Raw genomic sequence first — 19,320 nt, forward strand, 5'->3', positions numbered from 1 at the left:
TTCGCGGGCCGGGCTGGCTGCGAGAGTGCGGGGTGCTCGTTCGTTTCGGGTGTCGGTGCAGTGGGTGCATCAGTTTTATACAGCATGTAGAGTTGACGGAAACACGGGACACCCTCCAACCACCCGATGCGGGTCCCGATGCCCGCGCTTTTCGGAAAAGGGAAAACGCATGTGGAGTGCTCAGGACGTGGCGCGGGATCAGGTCCGGCGCCAGGCGGACGGCCTGGACGTCGCCGCCGTTGTGGAAAAGGTCGCGGAGGCCGCTGTCCGTCAGCGGGAGACCGCGGAGCAGTTGAGGGGGAACGGTTCTTTCTACGCGTTCGAGATGGACCGGGAGCGGTTGGCTGTCATCTGGCTGGCCCAGCACGCTGAGTGGCGGCGCGTCAGGGACTTGATGTCTGCAGCTGGCTGGAGCGTGTACGAGCCGGAACGGGACGCTCAGGGCTCGGTGTGGGCTTGCGAGCGTGAGGAACGGCTTGCTGGTGCTCTTGCGCCACAGGCCGCCTCCGGAGAACGGCAAAAGGAGGAAGCGGATGAGCTGCGGGCGGAGGTCCGGCTGTCCGCCGCGCCCAGTCGGCTGATCCAGACGGTGGCCAACCGGACGGGGCTGCGTCCCTCTGAGGTCCTGGCCCAGCTCGCCGAGCGGATCGTGGTGGGTGAGGACGGTACGGTGTCCGTCCCGCCCTTCACGCCGTCCTGGTGACTTCCGAAGCGAATGGAAAAGAAAGCAGGGAGGAGCGTGGGAATGCTGGGTATTCAGCTTCGGGAACACCAGGTCGATCAGAAGTCGACGTTTCGGAGGTGGGTGGGATTTCCTGCAAGGTCATCTGTGCCGCCGGAGGGGGCCCGGGGCACGATCGTGTCCGCGACCGGGTCGGGCAAGACGATCACCGCCGCCGCGTGCGCGCTGGAATCGTTCACGGACGGCCGGATTCTGGTGACCGTTCCGACCCTGGACCTGCTCGCACAGACCGCTGAGGCGTGGCGCCTGGTGGGCCACCGGGCGCCGATGGTCGCGGTGTGCTCGTTGGAGAAGGACGAGGTCCTGGAGCGGCTCGGGGTGCGCACCACCACCAACGCGATCCAGCTCGCCCTGTGGGCCGGGAAGGGACCAGTGGTCGTCTTCGCCACGTACGCCTCTCTCGTGGACCGCGAGGACCCAGAGGACCCCGTGGGCCGGCGGAAGGTGCGTGGGCCGCTGGAGGCCGCTCTGGCGAGTGGGGAGCGGCTGTACGGGCAGCAAATGAGCGGTTTCGACCTCGCCATCGTGGACGAAGCCCACTCAACCGCAGGTGATCTTGGCAGGCCCTGGGCCGCGATCCACGACAACGCCCGCATCCCGGCCGACTTCCGGCTCTACCTCACCGCGACCCCGCGCATCCTCGCCTCGCCCCGGCCCCAGCAGGGCACGAACGGGAAGGAGCTGGAGATCGCGAGCATGGTCGACGACCCGGACGGGACCTACGGTCCGTGGTTGGCCGAGCTCGGGCTGAGCGAGGCGATCGAGCGGGGCATCCTCGCCGGCTTCGAGATCGATGTCCTGGAGATCCGCGACCCCTCCCCCATTCCCGGGGAATCGGAGGAGGCGCAGCGGGGCCGGCGCCTGGCCCTGCTGCAGACCGCACTGTTGGAGCACGCGGCGGCGTACAACCTGCGTACGGTCATGACGTTCCACCAGAAGGTGGAAGAGGCCGCCGCGTTCGCGGAGAAGATGCCCCAGACGGCCGCGGAGCTGTACGTCAACGACGCCGCCGACGAGGACCTGGCGGCTGCGGACCGGCTCCCGGCGTCGTCGATCGACGCCGACTTCTACGAGCTGGAGGCCGGCCGCCACGTCCCGCCGGACCGGGTGTGGTCGGCGTGGCTGTGCGGCGCCCACCTCGTGGCCGAACGCCGCGAGGTGATCCGGCAGTTCGCCAATGGGATCGACGCGGCCGGCCGCCGGGTGCACCGTGCGTTCCTGGCCAGCTGCCGCGTCCTCGGGGAAGGCGTCGACATCACCGGCGAACGGGGCGTGGAAGCCGTCTGCTTCGCCGACACCCGCGGCTCGCAGGTGGAGATCGTGCAGAACATCGGCCGGGCGCTGCGGCTCAACCGGGACGGCAGCACGAAGATCGCCCGCATCATTGTGCCGGTGTTCCTGGAGCCCGGCGAGGGCCCGACCGACATGATCGCCTCCGCCTCGTATGCGGGACTGGTCGCCGTGCTCCAGGGCCTCCGCAGTCATGATGAACGCCTGGTCGAGCAGCTCGCCTCCCGCGCCCTCACCCACGGACAGCGCACAGTCCACCTCCGACGCGACGAAGACGGCCGGATCATTGGGGCCGGCAGCAAGGACGGCGAGGGCCAAGAGGACGACGGCAGCGATGCCGCTGCCGGGTCGGCCCTGCTGCACTTCTCCAGCCCGCGCGACGCGGCCACCATCGCCGCGTTCCTGCGCACCCGGGTCTACCGGCCGGAATCCCTGGTGTGGCTCGAGGGCTACCAAGCCCTCATCCGCTGGCGTAAGGAGCACGAGATCACCGGCCTCCACGCCGTGCCCTACGACGTCGAGGTCGAGGTCGGGGCGACCAAGGCGTTTCCGCTGGGGCGGTGGGTGCACCAGCAGAGGAAAGCCTTGCGGGCGGGCGAGCTGGAGCCGCGGCGCAAGGAACTCTTGGACGCGTCGGAAGCCGGCATGGTCTGGGAGCCGGGCGAGGAGGCGTGGGAGGCCAAGCTCGCCGCGCTCCGGGCCTACCGGCGCGCCACGGGACACCTTGCTCCGCGGCAGGACGCAATGTGGGGCGAGAACGAGGCCGAGGGCCTCGTGCCCATCGGGCAGCACATGGCCAACCTCCGCAGGAAGGGCGGCCTGGGGAAGAATCCAGAGCGGGCCGCCGTGCGTACGGAGCAGCTGGCGGCGATCGACGAGGACTGGAACTGCCCCTGGCCGCTCAACTGGCAACGCCACTACCGCGTCCTCGCCGACCTCGCCGACACCGAAACCGGCGGCATCCTCCCCGACATCGCACCCGGCGTCCTCTTCGACGGCGACGATCTTGGGAAGTGGCTGAGGCGACAGAAACAGCCGGGCACCTGGAAGCAGCTGTCCACGGAGCAGCAGGAACGGCTGACCAGCCTGGGCGTACAGCCCGCCCAGGCACCGTCTCCCGCCCCGACGGCCGGGCGTGCGTCTAAGGGGGCAAGCAAGGCGCAGCAGGCGTTCCAGCGGGGCCTGGCGGCCCTCGCGCAGTGGGTCGAGCGGGAAGGCGCCCACCGGCCTGTACCACGCGGGCACAGTGAACCCACCACACTCGAGGGCGAGACGGAGCCGGTGACCGTGAAGCTGGGCGTATGGATCTCCAACACCAAATCAAGGAGGGATCGGCTGGACGCCGACCAGATCGCCGCACTCACGAAGCTGGGCATCGACTGGATCTGACGGTAGTCGGCAAGGTCCGTCCCGTTTGGCAATGATCCGAGGCTGGGTTACTGATCGTTTCAGAATGATCTACGGAGCCGGCGGAGGCAGATGATGCTGCAGGCAAGCTCGAGTAGGCCTTGGTGGAGGTCGGCCCGACGCTCGTAGCGGATCCGCAGGCGCTTGAATTGGTGGAGCCATCTACCACCCAGCGAGTGCGGCCGAGGCCAGAGCCGTGGACGACACCTCGGCGGGCGATGAGGGGCTTGATCCCGCGCTGCCTCAGCAGGCGGCGGTACTTGTCGTAGTCGTAGCCCCGGTCAGCGAAGAGCCGCTTGGGCCGGTTGCGAGGGCGTCCACGACGGCCCCGGATCCGGGGTATCGCGTTTAGAAGCGGGATCAGCTGTGTGACGTCATGACGATTTCCGCCGGTCAGGGATACAGCGAGCGGGGTGCCGAGACGATCGACGATCACATGGTGCTTGGAGCCGGGGCGGCCGCGATCCACCGGCGACGGCCCGACATGAGCCCCCATTTCAAGGCCCTGATGTGGGAGCCGTCGATCGCAGCATCATCCATGTCCAGCGAGCCTGCTGCCCGCAGCTCGGTGAGGAGTGCCTCGTGCAAGCGAGGCCAGACACCGGCCTCGGTCCAGTCCCGCAGTCGGCGCCAGGCGGTCACTCCCGAGCAGCCCACGACCTCACTGGGCACATCTCGCCAGGCCACTCCCTTGCGCAGGACGTAGATGATGCCGGCCAGGGCAACCCGGTCCGGCACCGGCAGCCGTCCGGGGTGACGCTTCCGCCGCGCAGGCCACTTTGGCAGCAGCGGGACTATTCGCTCCCACAGTTCATCGGGGACAAGGTCGGTAGTCACGACGTAGGAGCTTGCCAGAGAACCTGGTTGAGCCCACTGGGTCGGCTCGTGATACTCCCCGAATGACCAACAGTGCACAGCCCGAAGCCACTGAACAGGGTTGGGACGAACCCTGGTACCGCGTCCGTACGGACCGTTTCGTGGCGTCCTTCCTGCCCGGCGCAGGTGAGGATCTGGATGCCGTCTGCAACGTCGATGTCGAGGTCCGGTTGGTAGACGGCGGCTCACGCTGGAGTGCGACCGTGTTCACCGTCGCGGAGGTCGAGCGCCTGATGGACAAGGGGGTTCAGACCGGCGAGGACCTGGGCGGCCGCTACTTCTGGTGCTCCGACGGGCTGATTGTTCGAGAGCCCGGCATCGACAACATGACCCAGGTGATCGCCGGTCTGCTCGACTCCGGCGAGTTCGAGCAGGTCCTCCAGCGACTCGATGACGAGTGACCGCCTCAGCTGCATTCTGAAACGATCAGTTAGCCCAAGTCGAGGAGATCGTGCTTCGCCGTCGGTGGTTCTTGGCTGTCCATCAGGTGGCGTCGGCGGAGGCGGGTGAAAGCGGTGGGGTTGGGGCGGTCCGGGAGGAGCTCCTTGATTCGCTGAGCGCATTCACGTGGGCCTGCCGTGCTGGTGTCGCACTCCAGGTCGTAATCGCCGTGGGCGTGAACCAGGTCGTATTGGTGCGTCGCGAGGCCCGGAGGACGGTCGCCCCGGGCCAGCTCGCGGCGGGCCAGCTCGTCCAGCTGGCAGTGGACGCCGACAAACAGTACGTCCTCGTGCGGCAGCACTGTCAGGCAGTCGAGCAATCGCCACGGCTCGCTCAGCACATGGTCGACCACGATGTCGTTGCCCACCTCAGCCATGGCCGCAATCGAGCGGTGGAAGCCCATCCTGGTCCGCCGCAGCGCGGCGTCGAGTTCCTCTGCCCCGAGCTCCCGCTTACTGCGCATCGCGTTGAAGCTGTCGACCGCCAGGTGGAAGAAGACGCCGTCGTCGAGGATGTCCAGAAGCTCCCGAGCGATGCTCGACTTCCCCGAACTAGAGGTGCCATTGAGGAAGATGATGCGACCAGATGTCATATCGGCATGATCACACGGTGCCGCTCCGGTTCCGCTTTGAGGGGATCTCCAGTGGATCTCGGCGCCGGCAAGACAGCAGTCCTGGACGCCGTAGGCCCGCGAGCCATCAGGGTAGAGATGGCAGCGAGCTTGCCGCTTGCCCGAAGGCTGATCAACCGGGTGTCTGGGCTGCGAGGGGTTTGCACAAGCGCTGGTAGAGGGGGTCCTGGGTTCCGATGGTGGTGTAGATCCGCGAGAGAATCGTCGGCTCAGCTCGGCGGTCGTCGCCAGATAGAGCTCCTTGGCGTCGGGGGCGGTGGCGGGTGGGGTGAGGATCAGGTGCGTCAGCACCACGATCTCGGGGAATGCCGAAAGGTGACTGCGGTCCTCAGCCGAGATCTTCTTGCTGACGGCGAGAGCTTCGACGCGGTCGAGGCGATCGGTCCACTCCTTCCCGAGGTCGATCGGCATTCCGGAGGCGGACCAGTCCTCGACGATTCTCCGCGCCAGGTCAAGGGCTCGTCCGGTCTGCCGGTGCCGGCGGGCGAGTTGGGCGAGTCGACGCTGGGCCTCGATGACTTCGGGCAGGGCGACGAGCGGGATGTCGTGAGTGGAGCGGGTCCAGAGCTGATGTCGCGGGCAGATGTGGACGTGGGCGGGCGAGAGAGTAATCACCACGGAAGCGGTGGGGCTGCGGCGGGCTGTGCAGCAGGGGCAGAGGCGGCTGATCAGCCGTTCCGTTCGCTGCCCGGGACCGTGTGGGCTGAGGAAGTCGGCGAGCGGGCAGGGCCCTGGCGAGGTGGGACGTTGGGCGTCCGGAGAGTGTGGCCAGACGGCCGGGTGAGTGGGGATTCCAGCCGGTGGTGGTGTTGCTGAGCGGGGAGAACTCCGGCGGCAGCGGGCCCAGGAGGCGGGCGAGGAAGCTCGCGGGACGGTTGTTGGCAACGGCCAGGCGGTGGAGATAGGAACCGAGGGTCTCGGTGGTGCCGTAGGCGAACGGTTCAGTGTCGGTAACGGTTTATTTCAGCTGGTCGGAGGCTTCGGCCCCGGCCTGGGTGGCTAGAACCGCGATCGTCAGTTCCGGGCGGGCCACGACTCCGTCGTCCAGCACCGCCATCACGTCCAGCCGACGAGGGCGATCTTCTATCGGCTGGTGAACAGCCTCGCCCGGCAAGGTGTTCGTCTCCGACACGTTCTCCTCCGCCTGCTCGCTGCTGGGGATCTCCACAGCGGCAGAACTGGCGGAACCTGATCGCCTCGCTCGAAGACGCCCTGCGACTGCACCGGCACAAGCCCGGCAGCCTGGTCAAGCTCGACGGCTACCAACGTCACGACGCGCACGATCTGCGCGGCCCTGCTCAGGCCCGCGGGCACGAAAGGCGTCGATGCCGCAGTGCTGCAAAATGCGCCGCGAGTGGCCTGTTCAGCGGCGTCCGCGGCCAGCAGATCGCTGGCAGATACGGCTGCCGATCGCGCCGTCGGTGCGTTCGTGATGCGCAGACCCTCGTGGGGACGCTGCTGCCAGCAGATGATCCACTCGTCCAGGAGGTCCTGGAACGGGCGAACTCGATGGCGAGCATCTTCGGGGTGGCCCGGGGCGGGACGGTGACGTAGACGACCGGCAGCCACCCTGCGGCGGCCGGGCCGAGTCGTTTACGGACCAGAAGCGCGTCGAGCTCGCGCTCGTCGACGAGATCCACAACCTCAACAGGACGGCTGGAGGCAGTTCGTCGATGATGCCCCGGTCTGCCCGCCGATGCTCTCGTCCAGGGCTTTCAAGGCGGGCTGGAGCCAGACCCTGGCGATGTCGGACTCGATCGGGCCGAGCAGATCCTCGCCGCGAAGCACGGCGAGGAGGCGGTGAAGCGTCTGGTCACCCGTCGCGGCAGCGATCCGGCCTCCGAGGCGGTCTGGACCCTCGCCCAGCGTTGGAGACCATCGAGGTCGACCAGACTGCCGAGGACGCCCGCCCCGGCGAGGCGAGCGGCTGCCCCCAGACGCGGAGAACCTGGTGGTCTTCGTTGTGGATGGGCCCGACGGGGATGGGCAGCCGGCGGAGTTGGTCAGGCTGCGTCGGCATCCGGCCTCCGGCGGCGAGGGCGCCGGTTGCGGCGGTGTTCCTGCGCCGCATCGCCCGCCACAGTTCGCCGGCACCTCGGCTGGTTTCGGGCCGGCTGTGGTGGAGGCCGGGACAGCAGGCGTCGTGCGCGACTTTGGCACTGCCGTAGTCGCGGTGATGCGGACCGGGCCACGCGATGCCACCGACGAGATGGTAGACCTCGGTGTCGGCGAAAAGTCTGGCCGGGTAGTCACCGGGGACCAGGGCGATCCACGCCTGTTCCACATCGGGTTCCCCGTTGTCGGGAACGCGGGTCGGGTCGGGCCCTGCCTGGGGCCGGTAGATGTTCACACCGTCGTAGTCCGTGGTGCGGTGGCGGTGCGTCGCCACGGTGCAGCGCGGGCACGGCACCGTCAGCGTTCGCCCCCACGCTGGAATCGACTGCTCTCCCGGTTCCTGCCGGGAAGGTGCCCCCATGTCCACTCAGCCTCCCAGGTGTGAAGACCCGCATCCCCGCCACAGCAGGACCAAGCGCTTGCGATGAACAACTACCATAATCTTGGCATAGTCTGACGGGTCATCAGTCGACAGCGATCGGCAGCAGCTCCATGGAGGTCATGCTCCCGGTCTGGGGGAAGGCTGTGCGTTGATGCGGGGCTGTGTTCTTCTCGGAGTGGGAGGCGTTGAAACCGCAGTGCCGCGTGCACCGGTACGGACGCCCCACGTCGGGCGAGAGCGGCATCTGAGCTGGCGCACGCAGGGCTGCTCGGGGACGAGCCTGGTGTGCGGTTGTTGTCGGCTGGCATCGGCAGGGTCACGCAGTACTGGCCCGCCCGCGCGCCTGGTTGGCGGCGCCCGCGCTTCTCGGTGCTGTGTCAGTGCCGCGTGCCACACTGCCGGCCATGTCGCTCGCTGATCTCACTTTCGACCTGTGGCGGACCTTCGACGAGGTCACCGCCCGGAGGATCGCCCAGAATGTCGCTGACCACGTGGGGGGCCGGGTGTCACTCGTCGAGGCCACGGAGCACCTTGGTTCACCGCTGCACCGCGTCCGGGTCGAGCGGGACGGGCTGGAGTTCGCACTGATACCCGGAGGCCGGGTGTCTGTGGGCTTCGACGTCGATACCTGGCAGCCGACCCCGCAGCAGGCCGCCGACTACGCCGAGAGCCGGGAGCAGGGCTACGGTTACGGGCCGGATCTGCGGGCCCACCTCGCGCGGATCCTCAGCGCTCGCCGTAGCGTCCATCTGGCCACCGTCCTCATGGCCGTGGAGGACGAGACCCTGACCGAACCGCCGGCCGACGCACCGGCTGCCCTCTTTGCCCGTGGTCTGCGGATGCCCAGCCCCGACGAGTGGGAGCACGCCTGCGGCGCCGGGGCGGACACCCTGTTCCGGTGGGGCGACGACTGTCCCCTCGACCGCATCCCCTACGGGGACGACACCGGCCCGCACAACGAGCTGAATGCCTTCGGCCTGCGCATCGCCTACGACACCTATCGGGCCGAGCTGACCAGCGATGTGACCGCGGTCCACGGCGGCGACGGGGGTGAGTCGGTGTGCGGCGGCTACGGCCACCTGCTGGCCTGGCTCCCCCTGGCGACCGCCAACCGCAACCCCGACATGGCCGAGTTCGCGTACGGACCGGACGGTAAGGACCTGTACGAGAACTACTCCACGCGACCGGTGCTCACGCTCTGAGCGACCGCGTGCCGCGCGCCCTCATCCGGTGTATCGCCGTCCCGCACGAGGGGATGCTGTCCTTCTCGGGCCATACGGGAGGGGGCTGATGGGGTACACCACTGTGCATGCGGGCTGGGGCCGGCTGGATGCGTCGCTGGACGATCTCGGGTGTGGCCGGTCCTGGACGGACGTGCACCGTGTGAAAGGGCTGGAGCTGGCGTGTCCGGAGTGCCGGGAAAGGGTGTTCGCGCGCATCTCCCCGCACCGGGCCAGGCACTTCTACCACCAGGTGCGGCCGCGCGACTGCGCGCTGGCGAACGAGTCTCCTGAGCATCATCTGCTGAAGCTGGAGTTGGCCGCCGCCGCCCGGGCGGCGGGTTTCAGAGCTGAGCTGGAGGTCGGCAACGAGGCCCGGACCTGGCGTGCCGACGTGCTGGTCTTCGATGGGCAGGACCGGCCGTTCACGGCGCTGGAGGCGCAGTTGTCGCCGATGACGCCGCAGGACGCGCAGGGGCGGACGGAGCGCTACGCGGGGGACAGTGTGGCGGTGTGCTGGGTGGCGATGGAGAAGCGGCCGTGGGAGCGCGGCGTGCCCTCCCTGCTGGTGGAGCCTCCCAGGGGCCGTGGGGACGCGTGGACGGTGCGCTATGGCATGGCGCGCTTCACCTGGGCGGCGCCACGTACGGTGAAGACGAAGGCGGCGTGGACGCACATCAGCTGTTCCCTTAACGAGGCGGTCCGGTGGATTCTCCAGGGCCGGGTTCATGCCCATACCGGCCCGGACGGCACGGTGTGGTGGACCGCCCACTCCTACGTCCAGCTGGCCATCGCCTGGGCCCGGCTGGAGGCCGATGCCGAAGCCGTCCAGCAGGAGGCTGCCGCCGAGCAACGCCGACGGGCCGCGCAGCAGCGGGCCGCTGCCACCGAGCGGGCCCGGCTGGCCGCCGAGCAGCGCAGACTGGCTGCCGAGGACCGTCGGCTGGCCATGTTGGAGGAGGCGCACGAGGAGCAGCAGGCGGAGCAGGAGCGGCTGACGGACTTCTTCGAGCACGCGGGCATCAAGGCCGGGCTGTGGCCCGCGTGCATGCAGTTGGTCCGCTCCGCTGCTGGCAAGGACGTCGTGTGCGGTGCCCAGAGCCCTGTCCATGGCAACGGGCTGCTCCTCTACAGCAGGCCGCGCCCGGGGGCCGCGTTCCAGCCGGCCGGTGTGGTGTGCCCGGACCCCTCGGCGCTCGCCGGATGGCCTGCGGACCTGACGATCCTGGTCCCCTGTCGGGTCTGGCTGTTGCGTATCGAGGAAGCCGCCCAGAGCCCGCTGAAAGTCGCCGTCCTGGATCCGGTGACCAAGCACTGCTCCTTCGAGCGCGTCGGCCCCCGGACCGCAACCCTGACGTGAAACGCATCAGGTTCCGGCGGGTGTGCGCCCATCGACGGCAGCGAGGGTGCCGAAGGGCGGCGGGCGGTCCGTCTCCCCCGTGCCGGGGCAGGCCTTCCTGGTTCGGGACAACTGGGATGACTACAGCTTCAAGACGACTTGACATCGTCGTCGACCGTTTCCGGGGCAGCGGCATACCCACGGTGCCGTCGGCTGCCATGGTCCGGGGCGGTGGACGGCGTCAGAAGTGCTCGCCGCGGCGCGGGTGGACGTCGACTCCGATACCGGGCACCCACAGCTTGCCGTGATCGCCGGCGCTGATGTCCCAGGCGGTCACTTCGTGCGAGGACACGGTGCCGCGGGCGCGCAGATCGGTGACGATCAGGCGCGCGAGCGTGGCGGGTGCGGTCGGGTCCGTCTCGGGCAGTCTGGTGTACCAGCTCCCGGTGTCGTCCAGGTCCTGCCAGCCCGTGGCGCGCATCTGTGCCGCACGTTCGGGTGTCTGCTCGTGGCCGCGGTCGTCGATGACGGCGCAGAACTCGCGGCTCGTCTGCGACGGTTGGTAGGAGACGATCATGGTGCGCCCCCAGTCGCGTGACGCCCAGAGTTTGAAGCTCACCCAGTCGCCGGGGGCCTGGAGGGGCATGTGTTCCGCCCAGGAGGCGAGGATCTGCGCCAGGTGCTCCTCGGTCTGTGCCCAGCCGTTGGCGGCCGCATGTCCGTTGAAGGTCCAGCCGTGGTCGTGGCCGGGGCCGTGGCGGTCCAGCTGCCACGTGTAGGGCAGGCTGCCGGAGTCGAAGCGGGAGTACTCCTCCTGGACGAAGGCTGCCGCCTCGTGGGCGGAGAGCAGCGCCTCGCCGTGGTCGCCGGACAGCAGCAGGATCCGCTCGCTGCCGTGCCAGCGCACGCTGGGCCCGTGTGCGGTGCCGCCCAGCAGCGTGGGCGGGCCGATGCGCGCGACGATGGCTTCGTAGAGGGGCCGCAGGGCCTCACGGCGTTCGACCAGGCTGCTTGCCTGGCGGTGGGTCAGGATCGTGAACGGCCGGTCCAGGTCGGCATCGTCGTGGGTGAGGAGGCTTTCCGCGAGATCCGCCGCGTCGTGACGGACCGTCCCCGTGGTGTCGGTCATGACCGTCATCCTGGCAGCCGCCGCTGACGTCGCCTTCGACCCGCACACGCGGGTTCGGCAGGCCGGAGACGACGAAAAGCCGGCGGTGTCCGAGCAGGCGATGGACGGCACCGTGTGGTGGACCGCCCCCTCCTACGTTCAGCCGGCCGTAGTCCGGGCCCGGCTGGAGGCCGATGCCGAGGCCTTCCTGCAGGAGCCCCGCCGCCGAGCGACGCCGACGGGTTACCGAGCAGGAGAGGCTGGCGGCGTTCTTCGAGTACGCGGGCATGCAGGCTGCGCTGTGGCCCGCGTTCATGCAGTTGGTCCGCTCCGCCTCTGGCAAGACCGTCACGTGCGGCGGCCAGAGCCCCGCCCACGGAGGCGGACTGCTCCTCTACCAGCAGGCAGCATGAGGCAAACGCGTTCCAGATGGCCGGTGTGGTGTGCCCTGCCCTCTCAGCGCTCGGCCGGTGGCCGGAGGATCTGACCATCCTGGTTCCCGGCCGGGCGTGGCCGCTGCGTATCGAGGCAGCAGTCCGGAGTCCGCTGAAAGTCGCCGTCCTGAATCCGGTAACCAGACACCGCGCCTACGAACGTGTCGGTCCCCAGCCGTGACACTGAGGTCGTGTTCGAGCCGGGCGGTCGCGACCTCGGTTGCCGGTCAGGGCTTGAGGAAGCGGGCGTTGTTTCGGGCAGTCGCTCGCGGAAACGTTCCGGGATCGAGCCCATCAGCCACAGCCAGCGTGCGTTGCGCACAATCTCGTCCTCCAGCAGGAAGTACGGCAGGTCGGAGCGGCTGGTGTATCCGATCTCGGGCGGGCATCCCTGCTTCTCGGTCCACGTCATGTAGTGCCGGCCCGCGACACGCAGCACGCGCCGGCCGTCGGAATCCTGATCGCCGAGCGCCCGGTAGCCCACGCACGTCAGCCAGAAGTCGCACGACCGGCACACCTTCCACCGCACCAGCCGCTCGCCAACACCGCCGACCTCCGCATCCGTGCCCCGGCCCGGACACAGCTTGCAGTCGAACAACACTTTCGGCCTCGGTCGGTACGCGCCGCTCCACTGCACCACGTGGCGCCTCCCCTTCAGCGGGCTGGGGCCGAGGATCGCGACCGGCTCGATCGACTGCGGCGAGGTCGTCCACTCGGTACCGCCGCCCTCGGGGATCAGCCAGGCCGCCGGCTCAGGCGCGTCGCCGTCGGGAGCGATAGCCCGCAGCACACCGGTTCGCCCGGAGGGCCCCGCGCTCGCCTGGGAAGGCTTCGGGACGCCATTCCGTACGTTGCTTCTATGACGAGAACACAACCCGGTCCAGCAGACCGCCATTTGATTCGAACCGCGGCCGCATCCGGACTGAAACTGAGCCCCTACCAGCTGGAACGGTGGCGCACAGCCGGGCTGATCCCCCGGCCTGGACCGGACACTCTATTGAACGTCGGTAACACCAAGGTCTACCCACCGCAGACAGCCGCCCTCGTTGCCAGCCTCCTGGTATGTGCTCCGCTGTGCAGAACCCACGACGACCTGGCGCTCCTGGCGTTCTTCAACGAAGTCCCCCTCCCCCTCGCTCCTGTGCGTGCAGCCCTGCTCAAGCGTATTTCCCCCAGTACAGCCAGACCCGGGAGCAAGTGAACAGGGGCATTGCAGCGGATCCCGGCGGAGCACCCTCGGCCAGGAAGAGCCCTGGTACGACTGGGCAGAAGCCTCAGCCTTCGTGGACATGGAAAACCAGGCAGCATCCGGCAGATGAGGGACAATCTCCGACGCCGTCGCGACCTGGCAACAGCGTCGCGCGCCGAGCTCGACCAGCGGGTCTGCGGCGTCCTCATCTGGTTTAACGCGCCGGCCCTGCCGACACACGACAGCGTGTTCATAGCGGACCTACGCGCAGCCATGGCGTTCGCCGGACCGCCCGAGCGGTCCCGTGCAGCCTGGCTGCTTGCGGCTCACTGCCACAGCGAACAGCTCGCCAAGCGCAGCGAGACATCCAGCGCGGAGCGACTTGACACCTTGCTGGCTGTATCCGACGAGGAACTGCAGTCCCTGCGGGAGCAAGTGTGCGAGTCTCTGGACGCTGTGTGGCACATGGCGACGGAGGGACGATACCGGCGCTTCGACGTGAACTCCGCCTCGACCGCTCGCATGGCAGGCCGCATGCTCGTGGAGTGGACCACCGCGCGCCGGGCGTACCCTCCGGGATCGCGCCCCGCCCAGCTCCTGGTAGACAGCCTTCGCAGCCTGTGGTCCCTGTGCTCAACCGACTCCGTCGGAGAGGGCCGCGCCGCGTTCCTGGGAAGGACCCAGCCCAGACGCTTGGCTCGGAGCAGGGACGCGCCAGTCGTCCCGGCTCTCCCAGACCGTGCAGCACTATTGCGATGAACGCAATTCTTTGCGATCATCGCCGCATGCATCCGATTGAGGAACTGGCCGCCCTGCGCAACCCACTGCCCGTACCGGGCTCAGTCACCCCCGAGGACTGCTACGCCGACGCCTGCGAGCAGGTCGGCGAGCAGCGCAAAGAAGACGCACTCCGCCTCGAAGCGGCGAGCGACGCCCTCGCAGTGGACCCACTGCTGCTGGCGCTCGAGGACCTCAAGGCACAGAAGCACGCCGTCGACACCCGGATCCGTCAACTGCTCGCCTACGGACGTGAGTTCCATGGCAGTCGCCCCTACGGGCTGCAGGAGCTCGCCCGCGCTGTCGGATACAGCTTTTCCGGAGTGCGCACCGCCTACAGCGAAACGGAGATCGATCAGGTCGCCACCCAGATCGGCAGAGAACCGAACCGGCCTCGCCGCGCCAGTGCCGAGCACAGCAGATAGAGGTGACAAACGGGCTTCCGCGCGACGTCAGGCAGGAGGAGCACAAGGCCCACCCCCTCAGCCAGTTCCGTCGCCGTGCGGCGGACACCCGGCTTGTCGTGCGGCATCGACCCTCGACAGCCCAACCCGCACGGCGGAGCCGCTTCAGGCCCCCTCGCACGCCCTCCAAACGCGCCACCAGTTTCTCGCGTCAAATGACGGATCCAGGGCATCTGGCACCGCCCCCCCTTGTGCAGCCCCGGCCCGGTGGAACATCGGGCGGGCAATCTCCGCAGCTGGGTGTGCCGTCAGCCGTGCAACAGCCCGGTGGTGATGGCAGAGCCGGCTGCAGCGGCGCGTAGCGCTGCCGTCGGACGGAACACTGCAGGCTTCAATTCGTGCGACCAGCCACGGCTTCTGAAGGAAGAGGCGGCGGGTGAAGTACGCGGAGCCCCCAGCACTCACTCTCCTCCTGCTGCTCATCAGTTGCACCAGGCGCTGCCAGAGGTGTGACGGCTGCGGCACCAGCGGTGCCCGGTTCTTGGCAGTGACGGCGCAGGATTTTCGGCACGGTGGTCGGGCACAGATCACCGGCTGCCAAGGGAGCGGGAGAGGACCACTATGCCTGTTGGCGGGGGCAACTCCGAGTCTGCCGAATTCCTGCATCGCTTGAGGGATGAGACGGCCGCCATGTTCACGGAAGTGCAGCGGGCGGACACAAAGGCGACCACGCTGTGCGGTGTGGCGGGGGGACTGCTGACTGTCGATGCGGCAGTCCTGATGGGGATACACACGTCGGCATGGCTGCCCATGACCGCCCTGGCGTGCGCTGCCGTCTTTCTCGGTCTGGCTCTGCTCATGGCCATGGTGGCGATCCGTCCTGTTCTGCCGCGCGAGGGTGGGCTTAGGACGTTCACCCGCCTGCCGTCGGGCGGCCGCCGTACAGACGAGGGCCAACCGGCCGCCTCGGCCGTGGGCGTGGACGAGCAGATGCGCGCGGAGCGAGCGGCTGGAGTTGTTCAGCATACAAGCTGACCTGCGACTTCGTGGCCGACCCGCGCAAGGTCAAGGACCTGGCCACCCTCTCCTTCGTCGAGGACAAGGCCGACGTCGCCCTGCTCGGGCCACCCGGAGTGGGCAAGACGCACATCGCCGTCGCCCTGGCCGTCGCGGCCTGCCGGGCCGGCTACTCGATCTACTTCACCAGCCTCGACGACATGGTCCGCCACCTCAAGGCCGCCGAGGACCAGGGCCGGCTGATCAGCAAGCTCACCAGCTACCTCCGACCCGCCGTCCTGGTGGTCGACGAGGTGGGCTACCAGCCGCTGGAACGGGCCGAGGCGAACCTGGTGTTCCAGATCATCTCCAAGCGCTACGAGAAGGGCTCCATCATCCTGACCTCGAACAAGACCTTCGGCGAGTGGGGCCAGGTCTTCGCGACGAGGTCCTGGCCACCGCGATCCTCGACCGCCTCCTGCACCACTGCGAAGTCGTCCCGATCAACGGCAACAGCTACCGGCTCAAGAACCGCCTCCAGGCCATCGAACGGGACACCGACGTGGCCTGAGCAGTGGTGCACACAACTTCGTACTCGGTGGTGCACTCAGACGAGTACGCGGACAGCGCGAGCAGCGCGAGGACATCGACCCGCCCTGGTGCCCGGCCTGGCCAGTGGAATGGCAACGCTGCTTCCACCTCACCCGACAGCACATCAAGGCCGGCGGCGCGCTACCCATGGCGCCGGGCGAGGTCGTGCACCAGGGCGAGAACCTCGGACGGTGGGTCCGCTCCGTCCGGCTCGGCTGGAACAAGTTGATGGCCGTGCAGCAGTGGCTGTGCCAACACGTCCTCGGCGTCCAACCCGCCGACGAGGACGAGAAACCGCCCCCGCGCCGCAGCCAGGCCGACAAATGGGCGCTGAACCTGGCCTCGGCGAAGCAGTACTACCAGCGCGAAGGACACCTGCGCGTACCGCGCAAACACATCGAGACGATCGTCATCGGCGGCGGGGACCAGGAGGAGCGGGAACTCCGGCTCGGTGCCTGGATCGGGAACCAGCGGAGCAGGGCCGCGACGCTGTCACCGGAACGGATCGAACAGTTGTCCGTCATCGGCATGCGCTGGTCATAGCCAGACAGCCGGCAGCGGGGCCGGACAAGGTGTTCCTGTCCGGGCTCGCTGTCGAGGGGTCAGCCGTCCTGCTGTGCAGGCTTGCAGTGCTCGGTCAGGTCGTCTTGATGGGCGCCCAGCCGGCGTCGTAGACCTGTCCGGTGAGGGCGTCGACTCGGTAGGTTTCGACGGGAGCCGGTGCCTGTGCATCGTCGGTTTGTCCGGCGTGGGGTGATGTCACGTTGACGAGCCAGTAGGGCTTCCACGTGCCGTCCCGGTCGTCCGCCTTCACGGTGACGGTCTCGGTCTGGAACTCGGCGTCGGTGCTTCCGTTGGCCTGCAGCTGCGCCGTTACGGCCTTGGTGACCTCTTTCTCGGCCTGCCGTGCGTCGAGCTTGGCCTTGGGGAGGTCTGCGCGCGTCGGGCCGAGGGTTACGTCGATCTGGGATACGCGGCCGGCCTTGTCGATCTGGACGTCCAGCATTCTGGGCATCAGCACGTCGTTGTGCGTCCATCGCCAGTTCGTCATCCAGCCCAGGCCGGCCTTTTCCCCGACGGGATTGGTCTCCTGCAGGGTCGCGCTCTGCGCCCAGGGGTATTGCCGGCGGGCGTAGGCCTGCGCGATCTCGTGTGCCTCGCGGGCGGTGGTGGGCGCTTTCGCCCCGTTCACCGGGTATCCCATGGCGGTGGGCCGGTCGCTGTCCTCGAGGAGTATGTTCAGGTGCTTCTTGTCCGGCCAGGAGAGGCTGCCGTTCCCGAACAGCCCGGAGTGGCCGTTCTCGCCACGGATGTGCAGGTTGAAGATGACGTTCTTGCATGAGATGTCCAGGCAGGGCTGCTCGTACAGGTGGCTGATCGTGTACAGGTCGCCGAACGCTTCCCTCACCGCCGCCTCCACAGCGCTCTTCTGGTCTGTACCCGCTGCGAAGAGGCCGCTGCCGTCGACGTTGGTGAAGGCGAGCATCGGCTGGGCGACGCCCGAGCCCAGCAGCAACAGCGCGACAGAGGTGATCAGTGCGCCCTTCACGCCGCCCTGCCACAGGAGCGATTCGCGCACGGCCAGTACGGTTGCGGCGATGGCGAGTCCCGCCAGTGCGCCGATGATGTTCATCTCGGCGTCGGAGCTGTCGCACATGCGTCCCAGGCCGTCGACGGTGGCCTGCGTGAACTCGATGGCCAAGGGCAGGGTGATGACGCCGACCAGGGCGGGAAGGGGCCGGCGGGCGGCCAGCAGGGCAAGGGCGCCGACCGGCACCGTCATCGCCAGGTTCCACAGCCCCTGCGTGGTGTGGAAGGGCTCGGCGAACTGATGGTTGAGGACGCACACGCCGCTGGCCGGGCCGGCGCCCATGAAGGTGACGCCGAGGACACCGGTGACGGTGAACGCCAGTCCAGACCACCACAGGCCATGAGCGTTACCCAGCCGGCGAGCGAGTACCCATGCCGCACCACCGAGACACAGGGCAGTCACAGTGCAGGCGACCAGATAGCCGACGTGGTTCTGGAAGATCGCGGAGAACACGGCGCGGTCCTTGCGTAGTCAGAGCGGGGCAGACAGGGCCGCAGGCTTCGCCTGATCAGACGGGGCCCGCGGGGTGCTGGTTTCAGCAGTGCGTGCTCGGCGTCTGGAACGTGCCGCCGGTGAGCGTGACGGCAAGCGGGGTTCCTTGACGATCGATGATCAGATGATGTTTGGAGCCGGGACGGGCCAGGTCGACGGGTGAGGGGCCGACGTGATCCGCCCTTTGAGCGCGCGGACGTGTGACCCGTCCACGGCGCAATCACTGAGGTCCAGCAGGTCGCCCCGGCGCAGCTCGGCCAGCATGGCGGCGTGTGGACGGGGCCAGACTCCGGTCTCGGTCCCGTCCCGCAGCCGGCGCCAGGCCGTCACGCCGGAGCAGCCCGCAGTCTCCGCGGGGACGTCGCGCCAGGCGACGCCGGTCCGAAGCACGTACATCACGCCCGCGAGTGCCGCTCGGTCGGGGACGCGTAGCCGTCCGGGAAAGCGGTGGTGTCGCCTGGGGGCGGGTGGAAGCAGCGGTGCCACCCGCTCCCCCAGATCGTCCGGAGCAAGATCAGTGCGCACCCGGACACCCTGCCGACCAAGATCGCCCAGCAGCAAGTCCTATCGCTCCGCTCATTGTGAAACGATCAGTTGCCCCGAAGATCATCTCACCCGGCCAGCCAACGTGACAGTGCCCGAAGAGCGCACCCTGACCGCTATGGTGACTGACCATGTCACCGATAGCCCGCACCTTGCAGATCGCCCTGATGCTCTCCGGCTTCGCCCTACTCGCCTATGCCGCCCTATGGGACATGGACGACGCCACAGGGTGGCAGTGCCGGGCCACGAAAATAGGACAGGACCCGGTGCAGATCTGCGGCACCGAGGACGGCCTGCACACTCCGATCCTCCTCGGTATGGCCGGGATCGCTCTAGAGATCGCGGGCGTTTCCGTCGTGGTGGGGGCCCGCAAGGGACGCTCGGTCGAGGCTTCGCCGTCAGCCGTCCCGGCCTCGCTCGCACCAACGCCCCTTGGTGCGGCGCCCTTCGGCTCAGCGCCCTTCGGGTCAGGGCAAACACCCCCCGCCCCCGCTGCTCCACCCAACCCGTGGCCTTCCCAGGTATCTCCACAGACTGGGCCTGGACAGCACTGACGGAAGCCGCTACACCGGAGGCCTGCCCGGCGCCCGGTGGCGGGCGCCCACTCCGAAGCCGCACCGTCGGCAACCGGGGCGAGGACCTGTGTGACTGAGCGCTTCGTCCGGCGATCGTTGCGTAGACCGACCGTCACCCATGCGCTCCGCTGATGCCATGTCGGCGCGTCTGTGGCACAGTCAGCCTGGCGACCGCGC

The 19,320-nt window shown here is 68.4% G+C and carries 15 protein-coding genes and 3 pseudogenes; 10 read left to right on the top strand and 8 right to left on the bottom strand.

Going from position 1 to position 19,320, the window contains the following annotated elements:
• The first annotated feature begins 187 nt into the window (after positions 1–187).
• Both BU52_RS31970 and BU52_RS31975 read left to right on the top strand, forming a co-directional pair.
• Positions 188–703, top strand: coding sequence for a hypothetical protein (locus BU52_RS31970; RefSeq protein ID WP_235216475.1), 516 nt, complete (start codon positions 188–190; stop codon positions 701–703).
• Positions 704–745: 42 nt separating this feature from the next.
• A complete protein-coding gene (locus BU52_RS31975) occupies positions 746–3,421 on the top strand; it encodes a DEAD/DEAH box helicase (RefSeq protein WP_078903559.1) in 2,676 nt (891 codons plus the stop codon).
• A gap of 59 nt (positions 3,422–3,480) precedes the next feature.
• Here the strand turns inward: BU52_RS31975 and BU52_RS34435 are convergent.
• Positions 3,481–4,276 (bottom strand): annotated as a pseudogene (locus tag BU52_RS34435) (IS5 family transposase).
• 62 nt (positions 4,277–4,338) lie between these two features.
• Here BU52_RS34435 and BU52_RS31985 point away from each other — a divergent pair.
• The gene (locus tag BU52_RS31985) at positions 4,339–4,716 is read left to right on the top strand and encodes a hypothetical protein (protein WP_037941189.1); all 378 of its coding nucleotides are present in this window, start codon (positions 4,339–4,341) and stop codon (positions 4,714–4,716) included.
• 29 nt (positions 4,717–4,745) lie between these two features.
• Here BU52_RS31985 and BU52_RS31990 read toward each other — a convergent pair whose 3' ends face one another.
• The 3 genes from BU52_RS31990 to BU52_RS35440 all read right to left on the bottom strand — a co-directional run bounded on the left by BU52_RS31990 (position 4,746) and on the right by BU52_RS35440 (position 7,175).
• Positions 4,746–5,348, bottom strand: coding sequence for a chloramphenicol phosphotransferase CPT family protein (locus BU52_RS31990; protein WP_037941192.1), 603 nt, complete (start codon positions 5,346–5,348; stop codon positions 4,746–4,748).
• A 997-nt stretch (positions 5,349–6,345) separates the two neighbouring features.
• On the bottom strand, positions 6,346–6,555 hold the full coding sequence (locus tag BU52_RS31995) for a hypothetical protein (RefSeq protein WP_037941194.1): 210 nt from the start codon (positions 6,553–6,555) through the stop codon (positions 6,346–6,348).
• 476 nt (positions 6,556–7,031) lie between these two features.
• Entirely contained in the window at positions 7,032–7,175 is a 144-nt protein-coding gene (locus BU52_RS35440; protein WP_157847941.1) for a hypothetical protein, read from the bottom strand.
• A 1,113-nt stretch (positions 7,176–8,288) separates the two neighbouring features.
• On the opposite strand from BU52_RS35440, the gene BU52_RS32005 reads away from it, so the two are divergent.
• Positions 8,289–9,086, top strand: a complete 798-nt coding sequence (locus BU52_RS32005) for a hypothetical protein (protein ID WP_037941198.1) — start codon at positions 8,289–8,291, stop codon at positions 9,084–9,086.
• An 88-nt stretch (positions 9,087–9,174) separates the two neighbouring features.
• A complete protein-coding gene (locus BU52_RS32010) occupies positions 9,175–10,464 on the top strand; it encodes a competence protein CoiA family protein (protein ID WP_037941201.1) in 1,290 nt (429 codons plus the stop codon).
• A gap of 220 nt (positions 10,465–10,684) precedes the next feature.
• Here BU52_RS32010 and BU52_RS32015 read toward each other — a convergent pair whose 3' ends face one another.
• Positions 10,685–11,572 carry a hypothetical protein gene (locus BU52_RS32015; RefSeq protein ID WP_051858758.1) on the bottom strand — a complete coding sequence of 296 codons (888 nt, stop codon included), beginning with the start codon at positions 11,570–11,572 and terminating at the stop codon, positions 10,685–10,687.
• 173 nt (positions 11,573–11,745) lie between these two features.
• Here BU52_RS32015 and BU52_RS32020 point away from each other — a divergent pair, with 173 nt between their 5' ends.
• Positions 11,746–11,964, top strand: coding sequence for a hypothetical protein (locus tag BU52_RS32020; RefSeq protein ID WP_037941207.1), 219 nt, complete (start codon positions 11,746–11,748; stop codon positions 11,962–11,964).
• A gap of 43 nt (positions 11,965–12,007) precedes the next feature.
• On the opposite strand, the gene BU52_RS32025 is transcribed toward BU52_RS32020, so the two are convergent.
• Positions 12,008–12,775, bottom strand: coding sequence for a hypothetical protein (locus BU52_RS32025; protein ID WP_037941211.1), 768 nt, complete (start codon positions 12,773–12,775; stop codon positions 12,008–12,010).
• A gap of 1,184 nt (positions 12,776–13,959) precedes the next feature.
• On the opposite strand from BU52_RS32025, the gene BU52_RS32035 reads away from it, so the two are divergent.
• The 4 genes and pseudogenes from BU52_RS32035 (at position 13,960) to BU52_RS32050 (ending at position 16,485) form a co-directional block, all read left to right on the top strand.
• Entirely contained in the window at positions 13,960–14,376 is a 417-nt protein-coding gene (locus BU52_RS32035; RefSeq protein ID WP_051858759.1) for a hypothetical protein, read from the top strand.
• A gap of 669 nt (positions 14,377–15,045) precedes the next feature.
• Complete coding sequence (locus tag BU52_RS35150) at positions 15,046–15,390, top strand: hypothetical protein (RefSeq protein ID WP_157847942.1); 345 nt, start codon at positions 15,046–15,048, stop codon at positions 15,388–15,390.
• Positions 15,391–15,407: 17 nt separating this feature from the next.
• Positions 15,408–15,922, top strand: a pseudogene (gene istB, locus BU52_RS32045) (IS21-like element helper ATPase IstB); the annotation flags it as partial.
• 167 nt (positions 15,923–16,089) lie between these two features.
• On the top strand, positions 16,090–16,485 hold the full coding sequence (locus tag BU52_RS32050) for a helicase associated domain-containing protein (protein ID WP_407702088.1): 396 nt from the start codon (positions 16,090–16,092) through the stop codon (positions 16,483–16,485).
• A gap of 94 nt (positions 16,486–16,579) precedes the next feature.
• On the opposite strand, the gene BU52_RS32055 is transcribed toward BU52_RS32050, so the two are convergent.
• On the bottom strand, positions 16,580–17,986 hold the full coding sequence (locus tag BU52_RS32055; RefSeq protein ID WP_037941219.1) for a VanZ family protein: 1,407 nt from the start codon (positions 17,984–17,986) through the stop codon (positions 16,580–16,582).
• Between the two features lie 112 nt (positions 17,987–18,098).
• Positions 18,099–18,550 (bottom strand): annotated as a pseudogene (locus BU52_RS34445) (transposase); the annotation flags it as partial.
• Positions 18,551–19,320 lie beyond the last annotated feature (770 nt).

Origin of the sequence: Streptomyces toyocaensis (assembly GCF_000725125.1) — a bacterium.
GTDB lineage: Bacteria > Actinomycetota > Actinomycetes > Streptomycetales > Streptomycetaceae > Streptomyces > Streptomyces toyocaensis.

What these genes read in the sequence shown, in the direction of transcription:
- BU52_RS31975 (WP_078903559.1), top strand. Translation starts at nt 746, where the DNA reads ATGCTGGGTATTCAGCTTCGGGAACACCAGGTCGATCAGAAGTCGACG.
- BU52_RS31985 (WP_037941189.1), top strand. Translation starts at nt 4,339, where the DNA reads ATGACCAACAGTGCACAGCCCGAAGCCACTGAACAGGGTTGGGACGAA.
- BU52_RS31990 (WP_037941192.1), bottom strand. Translation starts at nt 5,348, where the DNA reads ATGACATCTGGTCGCATCATCTTCCTCAATGGCACCTCTAGTTCGGGG.
- BU52_RS32005 (WP_037941198.1), top strand. Translation starts at nt 8,289, where the DNA reads ATGTCGCTCGCTGATCTCACTTTCGACCTGTGGCGGACCTTCGACGAG.
- BU52_RS32010 (WP_037941201.1), top strand. Translation starts at nt 9,175, where the DNA reads ATGGGGTACACCACTGTGCATGCGGGCTGGGGCCGGCTGGATGCGTCG.
- BU52_RS32015 (WP_051858758.1), bottom strand. Translation starts at nt 11,572, where the DNA reads ATGACCGACACCACGGGGACGGTCCGTCACGACGCGGCGGATCTCGCG.
- BU52_RS32020 (WP_037941207.1), top strand. Translation starts at nt 11,746, where the DNA reads ATGCCGAGGCCTTCCTGCAGGAGCCCCGCCGCCGAGCGACGCCGACGG.
- BU52_RS32035 (WP_051858759.1), top strand. Translation starts at nt 13,960, where the DNA reads ATGCATCCGATTGAGGAACTGGCCGCCCTGCGCAACCCACTGCCCGTA.
- BU52_RS35150 (WP_157847942.1), top strand. Translation starts at nt 15,046, where the DNA reads ATGTTCACGGAAGTGCAGCGGGCGGACACAAAGGCGACCACGCTGTGC.
- BU52_RS32050 (WP_407702088.1), top strand. Translation starts at nt 16,090, where the DNA reads ATGGCGCCGGGCGAGGTCGTGCACCAGGGCGAGAACCTCGGACGGTGG.